This is a genomic window from Amycolatopsis sp. MJM2582, from assembly GCF_000754115.1.
In the GTDB taxonomy this organism is placed as follows: domain Bacteria; phylum Actinomycetota; class Actinomycetes; order Mycobacteriales; family Pseudonocardiaceae; genus Amycolatopsis; species Amycolatopsis japonica.
The window spans coordinates 777,536-791,913 of sequence record NZ_JPLW01000003.1; the positions used below are offsets into that span (position 1 = coordinate 777,536).

Consider the following 14,378-nt stretch of genomic DNA (forward strand, 5'->3'; position numbering starts at 1 on the left):
GAGGACGCCGTGTCCGGTTCCGTGATCCTGGGTGCCGCCCGTACACCGATCGGGCGATTGCTCGGTTCCCTGAAGGACTTCTCGGGCGCACAACTCGGCGGATTCGCCATCAAGGCGGCGCTCGAGCAGGCCGGTGTCTCCCCGGACGCGGTCCAGTACACGATCATGGGCCAGGTGCTCACCGCCGGCGCGGGCCAGATCCCGGCCCGTCAGGCCGCGGTCGCCGCCGGTATCCCGATGAGCGTCCCGGCGCTGACCATCAACAAGGTCTGCCTCTCCGGTCTCGACGCCATCGCGCTGGCCGACCAGCTCATCCGCGCGGGTGAGTTCGACCTGATCGTGGCCGGTGGCCAGGAGTCGATGACCCAGTCGCCGCATCTGCTGCCGAAGTCCCGCTCCGGGTTCAAGTACGGCGACACCACCCTCGTCGACCACATGGCCTACGACGGTCTGTTCTGCGCCTTCGACCAGGTCGCGATGGGCTCTTCGACGGAGAAGTACAACAGCCGCTACGGGCTCACCCGTGAGCAGCAGGACGAGTTCTCCGCGCGTTCGCACCAGCGTGCCGCCGCCGCGATCGCCGAGGGCCGCTTCGACGCCGAGATCGCGCCGGTGTCGATCCCGCAGCGCAAGGGCGACCCGGTCGTCTTCTCCCAGGACGAGGGCGTCCGCGCCGACACCACCGCCGAAGGCCTCGCGAAGCTGCGTCCCGCCTTCGCCTCCGACGGCACCATCACCGCGGGCTCGGCTTCGCAGATCTCCGACGGCGCGGCCGCGGTCATCGTCGCGAGCAAGGCCAAGGCCGAGGAGCTGGGCCTGACCCCGCTCGCCGAGATCGGCGCGCACGGCGTGGTCGCCGGTCCGGACGCCAGCCTGCACGAGCAGCCGTCGAACGCGATCCTGGCCGCGCTGGCCAAGGAGAAGCTGACCGCGGACGCGCTCGACCTCGTCGAGATCAACGAGGCGTTCGCCGCCGTCGGCCTGGTTTCGGCCGACAAGCTCGGGCTCGACCCGGAGAAGGTGAACGTCGACGGCGGTGCCATCGCGCTCGGTCACCCGATCGGCGCGTCCGGCGCGCGGCTCGCCGTGCACCTGGTGCACGAACTCCGCCGTCGTGGTGGCGGTCTCGGCGCGGCCGCCCTCTGCGGTGGTGGCGGCCAGGGCGACGCGCTGCTCATCCGCGTTCCGTAAAGCCGTTGCCGGTACAGCTGGACATCGACGAACTGGTCGGTCGCGCGCGGGACGGCGTCCCCCGCGCGATCGCCCGGTTGCTGTCGCTGGTCGAGGACGCCCATCCGCGGTTGCCCGAGGTCGCGGCGAAGCTGACGCCGCACACCGGGAACGCGCGGGTCGTCGGCCTGACCGGGCCACCCGGTGTCGGCAAGTCGACATCGACTTCCGCGCTGCTCACGGCTTTGCGGGCGAAAGGCCTGCGCGTCGGCGTGCTGGCGATCGACCCGTCGTCGCCGTTCTCCGGCGGAGCGCTGCTCGGTGACCGGATCCGGATGACCGAACACGCCACCGATCCCGGCGTTTTCATCCGGTCGATGGCGACGCGCGGTCATCTCGGCGGGTTGTCGTGGGCGACGCCGCAGGCCGTCCGGGTGCTCGACGCGGCCGGGTTCGACGTCGTGCTGATCGAGACCGTCGGCGTCGGTCAGTCCGAAGTGGACGTCGTGAAACTGGCCGACACCACGGTGGTCCTGCTCGCGCCCGGGATGGGCGACGGGATCCAGGCGGCCAAGGCGGGCGTGCTGGAGATCGCGGACGTGTTCGTGGTCAACAAGGCCGACCGCGAGGGCGCGGACGCGACCGTGCACGACCTCAAGCAGATGATCTCCTTGGTACGCCGGGAGATCCGCGGTCCGAGCTGGCGTCAGCCGATCGTGCGAACGGTGGCGTCGCGCGGCGAAGGCGTCGAGGACGTCGTCCGTGCGCTCGACGAACACCACGATTGGCTGGTCCGGCGCGACGAACTGCCCCGCCGTCGTGCGGCGCGGGCCCGGGACGAGGTCGAGGCGATCGCCGTGCAGCGGCTGCGCGCGGAAATCGTCGACCTGCGTTCCGGGGACCGGCTCACCGAGTTGGCCGAACGCGTGGTCGCGCGGAAACTCGACCCGTTCGCGGCGGCCGAAGAACTCATCGGAGATCTTCGCGGTTCGTGAGGTTCAGAGGATTTCGATGACGCGGACCTTCGGCGGCCGGTTCGGGAAACTGATGTCGGTCCACCGGTTGATGCGCACGTCGGCGCCATTGCTGTCGTAGTACATCAGGTCGTTGTTGCCGGTGTAGATCCGGTCGATCCACCAGCCGCCGAAACCGATCCGCCCGCGGTTGGCGTAGCAGTCGACGCTGCTGCTCCCGCCGAGATGCGACCAGATCTTCAGGAAGTTCTCCCCGTCGCGGCAAGGGATGTGGTCGATGGCGAACGAGGTGCCGGTCGGGACGAGCAGGCTGAACGCGGCGGCAGCGGCGGCCGCCACGGTCAGGACGCGCTTCTTGATCGAGAACACGGAATTCTCCTTTAGCCGTGGAAAAGGAGCCTGTGCTTCGAGCATCTCGATCACCGGTGGCGCATGTCAATTTCCCGGTACGCCGGGACAGGCAACTCTGGTCTTACGGGCAGCGGTCAGAATTCGACGTACATCTTGATGTCGCCGAAGTCGCTGTCGAGATTGTCCAGATGGGCGATCGCGTCCTCTTTCCAGACTTCGAGCTGATTCGTCTCGCCGTACGTGAGCTCTTCGCCGTCGGCCACCTTATGGGCGTACTTCGTGATCGTGACGGTCTGCCCACGGCAGAACTCGACCCGCTCCAGGAACCGGTCCGCCATGTCGGGATCGAAGACGCGGCCCATCCGGACGTAGCCGTTGTTGATGTGCTCCTCGCAGTAGAAGTGCGCCGCGGCCGAGGCGATCCACTCGGTCAGCGTCGGTTCGCGGGGCGGCCACTTCTCCCGGACGTGCGATTTGATCTCCCTGGCGAGGCGGATGACGCGGCGCCGTTCGAGGTCGCTCAGCCCGTCCTCCTTGCGGAAGTCGAGGATCATGTCGTCGACGACCTTGGCCAGCCTGAGCATGCGCGGTTTGTCGAGTTCGGCCGGTTTCTCCGGCGGCAGCCCCGCCATGACCCGCTCGTGCACGAGGACGTACTGCGTGTACGCGTACAGGAAGGTCAGGGCGTTCAGCTGCCATTGGTGTCGTTCGGCGATCTCCACGGCTTCGACCCTAACCGCGGACCTACTTCCGGACCTGTGTGAGCGCAGGGGATTCACCCTATGCTCTCTTCTTCGTCCACGGCTGGGAGGCAGGAACCGTGCAGAGGATCGCGAAGGTCTTTGTGGCAGTGCTGGGAGCCGGGCTGATGCTCGCGGCCGGCACCGGAACGGCGTCGGCGGAAGGCGCGCCGCCGAAGGTCACGAAGGGGCCGTGCCAGTACACGCAGACGCCGGAAGACCCGGCCGCGCGCCCGGTCCCGTTGCCGCCGGACCCCCGTCGTACGCCGGACCGGGGCAAGGTCCCGGTGCAGCTGAAGACGAACCAGGGCATCATCGATATGACCCTCGATCGGGCGAAGGCGCCGTGCACGGTGCAGAGCTTCCTGCACCTGGCGAAGCACCGGTTCTACGACCGCACGACGTGTCACCGGCTGACCGCGTACCCGACGTTGAAGGTGCTGCAGTGCGGTGACCCGAGCGGCACCGGCGAGGGCGGCCCCGGCTACAAGTACAAGGACGAACTGCCCGTCGGCCTGCCGCCCGCGCCGACGGACCCGACCGGCGCGCGCAAGGTGTATTCGCGCGGTGTCCTCGCGATGGCCAACGCGGGCCCGGCGACGAACGGAAGCCAGTTCTTCGTGGTGTACGGCGACTCCTCGCTGCGGCCGAACTACACGATCTTCGGCACGGTCGGGCACGAAGGCCTCGAAACCCTGGACGACGTCGCCGCCGGCGGCATCCAGCCGACTCCGGAGAACCCCGCCCCGGTCGACGGCGCCCCGGTGCTGAAGACCGACATCCTCCGCGCCCGCGCCTGGTTCTGCTAGGTGACCCCACGCATTTAGTCCTCTGGATGCGGTAGTTGGCAGCGCGAACTACCGCATTCAGAGGACGAAACGCGGGGGTGGGGCTAGGTGACCTCGAAGATGGCCTCGCGCAGGGCCTCGGTGGCGCCGCCGAAAGCGTGCTTCGCGGCGGCGCCGTACCCGATGATGAGCCCCTCGCGCTGCGGCTCGCCGATCCAGTAGCCGCTGAGGCCTTCGAGCCCGATCGCGCGACGGCGGCAGGCGGCCAGCACCTCCATCTCCCCCGGGACCTCGCCGGGGAACTGGAGCACCAGATGCAGCCCGGCGGAGATCCCTTGCGGCAGCACGGAATCCGGCAAAGCGGCGAGCAGCTTGTCCCGCCGGGAGCGGTACTCGATCCGGCAGCGGCGGATGTGCTGGTCGTACGCACCCGATTCGATCAGCTCGGCCATCGCCAGCTGGTCCACCAGCGCGGGCCGGGCCCCGCTCTCGGCCATCGCCGCGCGCACCGGTTCGACCAGGAACCGCGGCAGCACCATCCATCCCAGCCGTAGCGACGGTGCGAGCGTCTTGCTCGTCGTGCCCACGTACACGACCCGTTCCGGCGCCAGCGCCTGCAACGCGCCGACCTGCTGGTGGTCGAACCGGAACTCGCCGTCGTAGTCGTCCTCGATGACGACGGCACCGGTTTCCTCCGCCCAGCGGGTGAGTTCCGCCCGTCGCTGAGGGGCGAGTGTGACGCCCAGCGGGTACTGGTGCGCCGGGGTGACCACCACCGCCGGACTGTCCAAAGAGGACACGGTGATCCCGTGGTCGTCGACGGGGACGCCGACCACGCGGGGACCGTTGGCGGCGGCGATGTTCCGGTAGATGTGCAGTGACGGGTTCTCGAACGCGATCTCGTCCGCGCCGCGCGCGTGCAGGACCCGCGCCAGGATCGCGATCGCGTGCGAGAACCCGCAACACACCAGGATCCGCGCCGGGTCGGCGATCACGCCGCGGCTGCGGGCGAGATACGCGGCGAGCGTCTCCCGCAGTTCCGCCGCGCCGGATTCGGCCGTGTAGTCGAACGCCGTCATCGGCGCCTTGTGCAGCGCCCGCCGGGTCGCCGCGAGCCAGGCGGACCGCGGGAACGCGGACAGGTTCGGCCTGCCGGGCCGCAGATCCCAGCGCGGTGCCGGGTCGCGGGGGACGGGCCTCGGCGCCGACGCGGGCAGCGCGCCCGCCGTCGCGACGCGGGTCGGGGCGCCCTGCGCCGTCCGCAGGTAGCCCTCGGCGGCGAGATCGGCGTAGACGCGGGTGACCGTTCCCCTGGCGACGCCGAGGTCCTGCGCCAGCGCCCTGGTCGAGGGCACCGCGGCGCCCGCCTGCCAGCGTCCTTCCCGGATGGCCGCGCGGATCGCCGTCGCGAGTCCGGTCCGGCCGCTTTCGGGACGCCAGTCCAGGTGGACGTCTATTCCCGAACTGGACCATGATTCCGCCATGACACTGGACCATACTCGTGGGCCAGTCGCCGCTAGATTCGCAGTCATGACCGAGCGAATCCACGTGGGCAAACGAGTGCCCGAGATCTACCAGGCCATGGCGAAGCTCCAGGCCGAAGTCGAGAAGGCCACCGCCAACGCCGGCGTCGACCAGAAGATCCTCGAACTGGTGAAGATGCGGTCGTCGCAGATCAACCACTGCGCGTTCTGCCTCGACATGCACTCCCACGACGCGTTGCAGATGGGCGAGTCGCCGCGGCGGCTGTTCGTGCTGCAGGGCTGGCGGGAGACCGAACTGTTCACCGAGCAGGAGCGTGCCGCGCTCGCGCTCACCGAGGCGATCACGAACGTCGCGACCCTGCACGACGTCCCGGACGACGTCTACGAAGAGGCCACGCGCGTCTTCACCGAGGAGCAGTACCGCGCCATCGTCTGGGAGGCGATCGCGATCAACAGCTGGAACCGGATGTGCGTGACCAGCCACGCGCCGCTGCCCGAGCGCGCCGAATGACCGCGGCGCGACTGCGGGAGCTGCACGTCGCGGGCGAGCCGCTCCTTCTGCCGAACGCGTGGGACGCGGACAGCGCACGTCTCGTGGAGGCCGCCGGGTTCCCGGTCGTGGCGACGAGTTCCTTCGCCGTGGCCAAGGTCCTCGGATACGAGGACGGGGAGGACGCGCCCGCCGACGAGATGTTCGCGGCGGCCGCGAGGATCGCGAGGGCGGTCTCGGTGCCGGTGACCGTCGACGCGGAAGGCGGGTACGGGCTCGAAGCGGGAGAACTCGCGGCGAGGCTGGCCGAGGTGGGTGCCGTCGGCTGCAACTACGAGGACACCGACCATGCCTCGGTCGGCGTCCTCCCGGTGGAGGCGCAGGCGGAACGGGTCGCGAAGTTGCGCGAGGCAGCCGGGGACGCGCTGGTGATCAACGCCCGCGTCGACGTCTTCCTCGGCGCGTCCGACGAGCGGGCGGTCCTGGACGACGCGATCCTGCGGGCCAAGGCGTATCTGGAGGCCGGGGCGGACTGCGTCTACCCGATCATGGTGAAGTCGCCGGAAGTACTGGGCGAGTTCGTGAAAGCGGTGGCACCGGGGGCGGTCAACGCTTCTCCGATGCCTGCGGGCCCTGATCTCTCCGCGCTCGCCACACTGGGGGTGGCGCGGATCTCGCTGGGCACCGGGCTGTGGAAGTCGGCCAGGGCCGATCTCCGCGCGAAACTGGCCGAACTGACGGCGGGGAAACTGCCGTACTGAGGGGAATGGGAACCGGGGCGGTGCGGCCGGGGGCGTTGGATGCCGGCCGCACCGCCCCGGCGACTAGTGGGCGACGGCTTTTTCGGCGCCCGCTCCGGTCAGGGACCGGACCTCCATCTCCGCGTACTTCTTCTGGTTGTGCTCCTTGGACAGCACGGTCCCGAGCCAGCCGAGGAAGAACGCCACGGGGATCGAGATGATGCCGGGGTTGTCCAGCGGGAACCAATGGAAGTCGACGCCCTGGATCATCGAGGCGCTCTTCCCGGTCTTGGCGTCGACAGGCTTCCCCGAGACGGCGGGCGAGAACACGATCAGCACGATGCAGACCGCGAGACCGCCGTAGATGCTCCACAGCGCGCCCTGGGTGTTGAACCGCTTCCAGAACAGCGAGTAGAGGATGGTCGGCAGGTTCGCCGACGCCGCCACCGCGAACGCGAGCGCCACGAGGAACGCGATGTTCTGCCCGTTGGCGAGGATGCCGCCGAGGATCGCGACCGCGCCGATCACCAGCGCGGTGATCCGGGCGACCTTCACCTCCGAAGCCGGGGTCGCCTTGCCCTTCTTGATCACGTTGGCGTAGACGTCGTGCGCGAACGACGCTGACGCGGTGATCGTCAGTCCCGCGACCACGGCGAGGATCGTCGCGAAGGCGATCGCCGCGATCAGTCCGAGCAGGATCGGTCCGCCGAGTTCCAGGGCCAGCAACGGAGCAGCCGAGTTCACGCCACCGGGAGCGGCCTTGATCTTGTCCGCGCCGACCAGCGCGCCGGCGCCGTAGCCGAGCACCAGGGTGAACAGGTAGAAGACGCCGATCAGGCCGATCGCCCACACCACGGAACGACGGGCTTCCTTCGCCGTCGGCACCGTGTAGAAGCGCATCAGGACGTGCGGCAGGCCCGCGGTACCGAGGACCAGCGCGATGCCCAGCGACAGGAAGTCGAGCTTCGTCGTGCCGGTCTTGCCGTACTGGTTGCCCGGCCCGAGCAGCGCCTCACCGGCCTTGCCCGCCTTGTCCACCGCGCCCTGCAGCAGCGAGGAGAGGTTGAAGCCGTACATGCCCAGCACCCACAGCGTCATCGCCAGCGCGCCGACGATGAGCAGCGCCGCCTTGATGATCTGGACCCAGGTGGTGCCCTTCATCCCGCCGATGAGCACGTAGGCGATCATGATGATGCCGACGATCACGATGATCGCGGCCTGCCCGGCCTTGCTCTCGATCCCGAGCAGCAACGCGACGAGGCCACCGGCGCCCGCCATCTGCGCGAGCAGGTAGAAGAACGACACGGCCAGGGTGGACGTCGCCGCCGCGGCCCGCACCGGGCGCTGCTTCATCCGGAACGCCAGCACGTCGCCCATGGTGAACTTGCCGGTGTTGCGCAGCAGTTCCGCGACCAGCAGCAACGCCACCAGCCACGCGACGAGGAATCCGATCGAGTAGAGGAAACCGTCGTAACCGTAGACGGCGATCGCGCCCGCGATCCCGAGGAACGACGCGGCGGACAGGTAGTCGCCCGCGATGGCGACGCCGTTCTGCGGACCGGTGAACGCGCGGCCCGCGGCGTAGTAGTCCGACGCGGTCTTCGTGTTGCGGCTCGCCCGGAACACGACGAACAGCGTGACCACCACGAACAGACCGAAGATGGTGATGTTGAGTACGGGGCTGCTGCCCTCGACTCCGGCGGCGAGGGTCATTTGGCCTCACTCTCGATGTCCGTGCGGATCTTCTCCGCGATGGGGTCGAGTTTCTTGTTCGCGTAGCGGACGTAGAGCCCCGTGATCACGAAGGTCGAAACGAACTGCAGCAGACCGAAGACCAGCCCGACGGTGATGTTGCCGACCAGCTTCGTGCTCATGAAGCCGTGCGCGTAGTCGGCGAGCAGCACGTAGAGCAGGTACCAGAGGAGGAACAACGCCGAGACGGGGAAGACGAACCGGCGCAACCGAGCCCGCAGTTCCTTGAACTCCGCGCTGTCATGGGCTTTGTCCCAGTCCGTTTCCGGCGGACTGGGAGCGTTCGTTTCGGTACTCATCGTGCTCTCCTCGCACCGCGAATGTGTTCCGCGACACGTTAAGGAGAGGTCAAGGAGACCGGAACCTTCAGCGGTTCAAACGTCTGCCGAGACGACGAACGGTCGACGAACGGTGGTCGGACCACGACGAAGGGGCCTCGGCCGTGCGATCGTCCAGATGCAGCCGCAGCATGGCGGCCGTGGACCAGGCGGGAGGCCTGCCCCGCCAGGAAACCACGATCATTACGCCGAATGCCAGTGGAACCGACCAAGGCGCGGGCTGCGACACCAGGATCGCGGGCAGACCGTTCAGGCTGGGGACGAACAGGGCCACGAGGATCGAGCCCGAAGACGCGACGAGCCCGGCGAGGACACCGCTGATCGCGCCCGCGGCGGTGAGCCGGTTCCACCAGATGCCGAGCACCAGCAACGGGCAGAACGTCGACGCGGCCACGGTGAAACCCCAGGTGACGAGGACACCCGCGTCCAATCTGGCCGACGGCAACGCGAGCAGGACCATCACCGCCGCCGCTCCGAGCACCGACCAGCGCAGTCTCCGCAGGCCGCCGGGCGCGAGGTCGTGCGCGACCGCGCCGGAGATCACCAGCAGCAGCCCGAGCGACGTCGCCAGGAACGCGGCGAACGCGCCCGCGGTCAGCAGCCCGGTGAACAGCGATCCCGCCCAGCCGTCGTCGATCTGCGCCGGCAACGCGACGACGACCGTGTCCGTCGCGCCGGAGACGTACAGCTCGGGCACCAGCACCCGGCCGAAGACGCCGTAAACCCCTGGGAACAGGTAGAAGACGCCGAGCAGGGCGACGGTGATCGCCGCGGTCCGGCGGGCGGCGCGGCCGTCCGGGCTGGTGTGGAAGCGCATCAGGACATGGGGCAGACCCATCGTGCCGAGCATGGTGGCGATCAGGATCGCCCACGTGCCGAGCAACGGATAGCCCTGGTCGCCGAGGTCGAGCAGCGGCCGTTGCCAGTCCGGCCCGCCCAGCGGGGCACCGCCCCGGACGGCGGGAACCGGGGTCCCCTCGGCGAATTCCAGGGTCTCGCCGCTCCTGGCCACCAGCTCGCCCGGCGGCACGACATGCTTTTCCGGTGTGAGCAGGGTGGTCGGCTCGCGCAGGGTCAGCGTCACGTCGATCTCGAAGGACAGCCGGGTGTCGCGGGCGAAGTGGCTGAATTCCACCGGATGAACAGAAGCCGATCGTTGCTCCGGGGACACCTGGGAGACCAGCCAGATCGCGGGAACGATGAACAGCAGCAGTTTCAGCACGAACTGGAAGGCCTGGACGTAGGTCGCCGCGCGCATCCCGCCGAGCGCCAACGTCGCGCTGACGGCGGTGCCCGCGATGACGACGCCGACCCAGTACGGCGTCCCGCCGACCGCGGTCAGCACCAGCCCCGCGGTGCGGAATTGCGGTACCAGGTAAAGGGTTCCGATCACGAGGACGACCACGGCGGCGAGGCGGCGCAGGGCGGGGGAGGCGAGCCGCGCTTCGGCGAAGTCCGGCACGGTGAGCGCGCCAGAGCGCCGCATCGGCGCCGCGACGAGCACCAGCATCGCGATGTACCCGGCGGTGAACCCGACCGGATACCAGAGCGCGCCGATACCGTCCTTCACCACCAGCCCCGCGACGCCGAGGAACGACGCCGCGGACAGGTATTCGCCGGAGACCGCGGCGGAGTTGACCAAGGGCGAGATCCGGCGCGAGGCGACGAGGAAATCCGACGTCGTGCGCATGGCCGCGACCCCGCGCAACCCGATCAGCAGGGTGACCAGCACGACCGGGGCCACCGAGAGCGCCGCGACCACTACTCGTCCTCGATCTTTTCCGCCCGGCGCAACTGCCACCACGACAGCAGGGCCATGGCCGGGTACGGGAGGATCGCGATCATCAGCCAGGACAGCGGGATACCCAGCAGCCGCACCGAATCCAGCCCGGGGAAGATCCCGAACACCAGCGGGAGCCCGAAGACCAGCCCGAACATCCCGGCCAGCGCGGGGAGTCCGCGACGGCGCTGGGCGCGGTACAGCAGATCCGCGCGTTCGGCGTCGCTCGCCGCCAGCCGGGGGACGCGCCAGCGGCCGCGTTCCCGGGGCCGCGACCGCGCGAGCCGGGTCTGCGGGCTGGTGACCGCGACCCGTTTGACGCGGCTCACGGGCGGCCTCCCCGGCCCAGTTCACCGCGTTGCGCGGCGGCGAGCAGCCGGTCCCGCAGGTCGCGCGCGTGGCGGCGGCTCACCGGCACGTCGCCCGCCTCCGTATGCGCCAGCAGCCCGCCGGTGGTGTCGCTGCGCAGTTCGAGCACCGCGTCCACGGCGAGCAGGAAACCACGGTGGACACGGGTGAAGCCCGTTCCCTCCCAATACTCTTCGAGCCGGGAGATCGGCATCCGCGTGACGTGGACGCCGGATTTCGTGTGCAGCCGGACGTAATCGCCGTGCGCCTCGACGAACTGGACGTCGTCGCGCCGGACGTACCGCGTGCGCCCGCCGGATTCCACCGGCAGTGCCGCCATCGCGTCCGGCGCGGGTTTCGGCTCGTCGGCCTGGTTGCCCGCCATCCGGACCACTTTGGACAGTGCGGCGGACAGCCGTTCCGCGCGGACCGGTTTGAGCAGGTAGTCGACCGCGCCGATACCGTACGCGGCCACGGCGTGCCCGTCGTGCGCGGTGACGAACACGATCACCGGCGGTTCGTTGAGCCGTGCCAGCAGGGAGGCGAGTTCGAGCCCGTCGAGGCCCGGCATGGAGATGTCGAGGAACACGGCGTCGAAATGACTGCCCTGCAACAGTTTGAGCGCGTTGACCGCGTCACCGGCGGCGACCACTTCGGCGACTTCCGGAGCCTCGCGCAGCAGGCTGCACAGCTCGTCGAGGGCGGGCGGGACGTCGTCGACCGCCAGCACCCGCAGCCCGTTCGTCACGGCAGCACCCCCGGCTGGAATCGGGGCACCCGCACCACGACCCTGGTGCCCGCGCCGGTCTCGGTCTCCACCGTCAGGCCGTACCAGGGGCCGTAGACGCTGCGCAGCCTTCTGTCCACATTGGCCAGTCCGACGCCGCCGTCGTCGCCACGTCCGGCCAGGATCGCCGCCGCGCGTGCGGGGTCCATGCCGACACCGTCGTCCTCGACGCTGATCACGCAGTCGTTCCCTTCCGCCATTCCCTGAACCTGGATGAACCCCGCTTCGGCGCGTGGCTCGATCCCGTGCCGGATCGCGTTCTCCACCAGCGGTTCCAGCACGAGGTACGGCACCGCGACGGCCAGTACCTCCGGCGCGACGCGCACCTGCACGCGAAGTCGTTCGCCGAGTACGGCGCGCTGCAACGCCAAGTACGTCTCGATGGCGCGGAACTCCTCGGCGACCATCGTGTACTCGCCGTGCCGCGCGAGGCTGTAGCGCGTGTACTCGGCGAAATCGAGCATCAGGTCGCGGGCGCGGTCCGGATCGGAGCGCACCAGCGAGGAGATCACGGTGAGCGCGTTGTAGACGAAATGCGGCGAGATCTCGGCCCGCAACGCCCGCAGTTCCGCCTCCGCGGCCTGCTCGGCGGAGGCCTCCAGCCTGCCGCGTTCGAGCGCGTGGACGACGAGTTCGACGGCCTGGCGGGCGACGGCGTTCGTGGTTTCGGTGACCAGGAGGACCCCGGCCAGTTCGTCGTGGACGTGCAGGGGCAGCGCCAGCAGTCCGGGTTCGGACACCGGTGTCTCGGAGTGGAGGACCTCGTCGAGCGCCGCGACCACGACGTCGTCGGCGGCCGGTCGGCCCGACCAGATCAGCGAGCCGGAGAGGTCCGTCAGCCCGAGGCCGGGGACGTCGAACAGCCGTCGGAGGCCGTGCGCCGCGTGGCGGGCGCGGGGCCCGGCGAGGCCGTCCATGAGGTCGTCGGAAACGCGCTGGGCGGCGGCGAGCACCGGCACCGGATCCGCGCTCGCGGCCGGACGCCAGGGCAGACGGGTGGTCATCCGGCCTCCTCCACGACGTCGGGGCCTAGATCCTAACGTCGGTGCGTGGTTTCGCCGATTACGCTCCGGGCATGGTCCCCGGTGATGCGGTGATGGTGCGCCTGGACGTCGTGATGCGGCGGGTCGCGATGGTCGGTTTCGTGGTGTTCGGCGTCGGCGGCCTGGTGGCCGTCGTGCTGGCGTTGTTCTCCGGCTCGGTTTCCGGGGTGGTGTTCAGCCTGCTCAGCGTGGCCTTCGCGGGGCTGATCCTGCTCGCTCTCCGGAAGTCGGCGAACTCGTTGGTGATCTCCGCTGTGGGGTTCTCGGTCCCGGGCGTTTTCGAGGTCCGGTGGACCGAGGTGACCCGGCTGCGGGTGTACCGGGAGAAGCGGCGGGTGGGGCGGTGGATGCACTGGTGGCACTACCGGCTCGAGTGGACCGGGTCGGGGCCCGAAGTGTTGCTTGAGGACGACGAATACTTGTACGCGCTGGGGCACCTGGGTGGGGGCGCTGCGCTGTACGCGGCTCTGACGCGCTTCGCGCCGGCTGGGGTGGTCGAGTTCGCCGAGTGAGCGCGCCCCGGATGTCATGAAAGGGCCGTTCAGGACGTTTTTCGTCCTGAACGGCCCTTTCATGACATCCGGCTTCTGCGCGTCAGCAGCTCTGCTTGTAGAAGTACTGGGCGTTCGCGTCCATGTTCGCCTTGGTGATCGAGTGCAGCGAAGCGGTCAGGCTCCGCGTCACCGGCTTGCCCTCCAGCGCCGCGATGGCCTGCTGCACGCCCTGCTGCCCGATGGCGGCCGGGTCCTGCGCGATGAGGCCCTGGTACTCGCCCTTCTTCAGGCCCTCGATCTCCGACGGCGAGGCGTCGAAGCCGATCAGGTTGACCGCGCCGACCTTGCCCGCGTTCCGCAGACCGGTCGCGGCGCCCTCACCGGTGTTGAGGTTGGTCGCGAAGACGCCGATCAGGTCCGGGGTGGACGCCAGCGCGGCGGTCACCTTGGATGCGGCCTGGTCGGGCTCGTTCTGGGTGAACTGCACGCCCGCCGACTTCAAGTTCGGGTAGTTCTTCAGCTCGTCCTCGAACCCCTTCGCGCGGGTGTTCGTGGTCGAGGTGCCGGCGATGGTGTCGAGCACCAGCACCGAGCCGGTCTTGCCCGCGGCCAGTTCCGCCATCGTCTTCGCGGCGAGCTTGCCGCCCTCGGCGTTGTCCGACGAGATGGACGACTCGGCGACGCTGGTGTCCTTCAGCGCGGTGTCGACCTCGATGATCTTCGAGCCGCGGTTCTTGACCTGCTGGATCGGCGCGAGCATCGCCTGCGCGTCGGTCGGCGCGATGAGCAGCGCGGCGGGCGGGTTGGAGCCCAGCGCGTTGACGAGCTGGGTCTGCATGGCCGCGTCGAACTTCTGCGGGGCCTGCGTGGTGAGCTCGTAGCCCGCCTTCTTGGCCTCGGCCTCGGCGCCGCACTGCATCGAGATGTAGAACGGCTCGGCCTGCACACCCGGGATGAGCGACAGCTTCTTGTTGTTGGTCTTGGCGCCGGAGTCACCCGACGGCGCCTGGCCGACGGTGCCACCGCCGCACGCGGTGAGCAGGAGGGCCGCGGAAACGGCGGCACCGGCGGCGAGCAGGGTCTTCTTCATGGGGATTGC

At 69.4% G+C, this 14,378-nt stretch carries 16 protein-coding genes; 6 read left to right on the forward strand and 10 right to left on the reverse strand.

The window, feature by feature from the left end:
- Window positions 1–9: 9 nt before the first annotated feature.
- Both ED92_RS22480 and meaB read left to right on the forward strand, forming a co-directional pair.
- Window positions 10–1,191, forward strand: coding sequence for an acetyl-CoA C-acetyltransferase (locus ED92_RS22480; protein ID WP_037341726.1), 1,182 nt, complete (start codon window positions 10–12; stop codon window positions 1,189–1,191).
- 5 nt (window positions 1,192–1,196) lie between these two features.
- Window positions 1,197–2,165 carry a methylmalonyl Co-A mutase-associated GTPase MeaB gene (gene meaB / locus ED92_RS22485; protein ID WP_037341729.1) on the forward strand — a complete coding sequence of 323 codons (969 nt, stop codon included), beginning with the start codon at window positions 1,197–1,199 and terminating at the stop codon, window positions 2,163–2,165.
- Between the two features lie 3 nt (window positions 2,166–2,168).
- Here the strand turns inward: meaB and ED92_RS22490 are convergent, their stop codons facing one another.
- Both ED92_RS22490 and ED92_RS22495 read right to left on the reverse strand, forming a co-directional pair.
- Window positions 2,169–2,513, reverse strand: a complete 345-nt coding sequence (locus ED92_RS22490) for a beta/gamma crystallin domain-containing protein (RefSeq protein WP_037341734.1) — start codon at window positions 2,511–2,513, stop codon at window positions 2,169–2,171.
- Window positions 2,514–2,629: 116 nt separating this feature from the next.
- Entirely contained in the window at window positions 2,630–3,217 is a 588-nt protein-coding gene (locus tag ED92_RS22495) for a hypothetical protein (RefSeq protein ID WP_016336650.1), read from the reverse strand.
- 146 nt (window positions 3,218–3,363) lie between these two features.
- On the opposite strand from ED92_RS22495, the gene ED92_RS22500 reads away from it, so the two are divergent.
- Complete coding sequence (locus ED92_RS22500; protein ID WP_052120846.1) at window positions 3,364–4,044, forward strand: peptidylprolyl isomerase; 681 nt, start codon at window positions 3,364–3,366, stop codon at window positions 4,042–4,044.
- Window positions 4,045–4,127: 83 nt separating this feature from the next.
- Here ED92_RS22500 and ED92_RS22505 read toward each other — a convergent pair whose 3' ends face one another.
- Window positions 4,128–5,507: a PLP-dependent aminotransferase family protein gene (locus ED92_RS22505; protein WP_037341738.1), complete on the reverse strand. Its 1,380-nt coding sequence runs from the start codon at window positions 5,505–5,507 to the stop codon at window positions 4,128–4,130.
- Between the two features lie 46 nt (window positions 5,508–5,553).
- Between ED92_RS22505 and ED92_RS22510 the strand changes: the two genes are divergently transcribed.
- Window positions 5,554–6,018, forward strand: a complete 465-nt coding sequence (locus ED92_RS22510; protein ID WP_037341740.1) for a carboxymuconolactone decarboxylase family protein — start codon at window positions 5,554–5,556, stop codon at window positions 6,016–6,018.
- A complete protein-coding gene (locus tag ED92_RS22515) occupies window positions 6,015–6,758 on the forward strand; it encodes an isocitrate lyase/phosphoenolpyruvate mutase family protein (RefSeq protein ID WP_037341742.1) in 744 nt (247 codons plus the stop codon). The genes ED92_RS22510 and ED92_RS22515 overlap by 4 nt, the downstream gene beginning before the upstream one ends.
- A gap of 63 nt (window positions 6,759–6,821) precedes the next feature.
- Here the strand turns inward: ED92_RS22515 and ED92_RS22520 are convergent, their stop codons facing one another.
- The 6 genes from ED92_RS22520 to ED92_RS22545 form a co-directional block, all read right to left on the reverse strand.
- On the reverse strand, window positions 6,822–8,450 hold the full coding sequence (locus ED92_RS22520; RefSeq protein WP_037341744.1) for a cation acetate symporter: 1,629 nt from the start codon (window positions 8,448–8,450) through the stop codon (window positions 6,822–6,824).
- Entirely contained in the window at window positions 8,447–8,788 is a 342-nt protein-coding gene (locus tag ED92_RS22525) for a DUF485 domain-containing protein (RefSeq protein WP_037341746.1), read from the reverse strand. Before ED92_RS22525 ends, ED92_RS22520 begins: the two co-directional genes overlap by 4 nt.
- A 67-nt stretch (window positions 8,789–8,855) precedes the next feature.
- On the reverse strand, window positions 8,856–10,589 hold the full coding sequence (locus ED92_RS22530) for a cation acetate symporter (protein WP_037341748.1): 1,734 nt from the start codon (window positions 10,587–10,589) through the stop codon (window positions 8,856–8,858).
- Complete coding sequence (locus ED92_RS22535; RefSeq protein ID WP_037341752.1) at window positions 10,589–10,936, reverse strand: membrane protein; 348 nt, start codon at window positions 10,934–10,936, stop codon at window positions 10,589–10,591. Before ED92_RS22535 ends, ED92_RS22530 begins: the two co-directional genes overlap by 1 nt.
- A complete protein-coding gene (locus ED92_RS22540) occupies window positions 10,933–11,703 on the reverse strand; it encodes a LytTR family DNA-binding domain-containing protein (protein WP_037341755.1) in 771 nt (256 codons plus the stop codon). The genes ED92_RS22535 and ED92_RS22540 overlap by 4 nt, the downstream gene beginning before the upstream one ends.
- Window positions 11,700–12,746 carry a sensor histidine kinase gene (locus ED92_RS22545; protein WP_037341758.1) on the reverse strand — a complete coding sequence of 349 codons (1,047 nt, stop codon included), beginning with the start codon at window positions 12,744–12,746 and terminating at the stop codon, window positions 11,700–11,702. Before ED92_RS22545 ends, ED92_RS22540 begins: the two co-directional genes overlap by 4 nt.
- Before the next feature lie 71 nt (window positions 12,747–12,817).
- Here ED92_RS22545 and ED92_RS22550 point away from each other — a divergent pair, with 71 nt between their 5' ends.
- A complete protein-coding gene (locus tag ED92_RS22550; RefSeq protein ID WP_235213347.1) occupies window positions 12,818–13,297 on the forward strand; it encodes a hypothetical protein in 480 nt (159 codons plus the stop codon).
- A gap of 82 nt (window positions 13,298–13,379) precedes the next feature.
- Here the strand turns inward: ED92_RS22550 and ED92_RS22555 are convergent, their stop codons facing one another.
- Window positions 13,380–14,369, reverse strand: coding sequence for an ABC transporter substrate-binding protein (locus ED92_RS22555; RefSeq protein ID WP_037341760.1), 990 nt, complete (start codon window positions 14,367–14,369; stop codon window positions 13,380–13,382).
- Window positions 14,370–14,378: the final 9 nt, after the last annotated feature.

Coding starts and splice junctions, on each gene's coding strand:
- ED92_RS22515 (WP_037341742.1), top strand. CDS start 6,015: ATGACCGCGGCGCGACTGCGGGAGCTGCACGTCGCGGGCGAGCCGCTC.
- ED92_RS22510 (WP_037341740.1), top strand. CDS start 5,554: ATGACCGAGCGAATCCACGTGGGCAAACGAGTGCCCGAGATCTACCAG.
- ED92_RS22500 (WP_052120846.1), top strand. CDS start 3,364: ATGCTCGCGGCCGGCACCGGAACGGCGTCGGCGGAAGGCGCGCCGCCG.
- ED92_RS22525 (WP_037341746.1), bottom strand. CDS start 8,788: ATGAGTACCGAAACGAACGCTCCCAGTCCGCCGGAAACGGACTGGGAC.
- ED92_RS22550 (WP_235213347.1), top strand. CDS start 12,818: ATGGTCCCCGGTGATGCGGTGATGGTGCGCCTGGACGTCGTGATGCGG.
- ED92_RS22545 (WP_037341758.1), bottom strand. CDS start 12,746: ATGACCACCCGTCTGCCCTGGCGTCCGGCCGCGAGCGCGGATCCGGTG.
- ED92_RS22520 (WP_037341744.1), bottom strand. CDS start 8,450: ATGACCCTCGCCGCCGGAGTCGAGGGCAGCAGCCCCGTACTCAACATC.
- ED92_RS22555 (WP_037341760.1), bottom strand. CDS start 14,369: ATGAAGAAGACCCTGCTCGCCGCCGGTGCCGCCGTTTCCGCGGCCCTC.
- ED92_RS22505 (WP_037341738.1), bottom strand. CDS start 5,507: ATGGCGGAATCATGGTCCAGTTCGGGAATAGACGTCCACCTGGACTGG.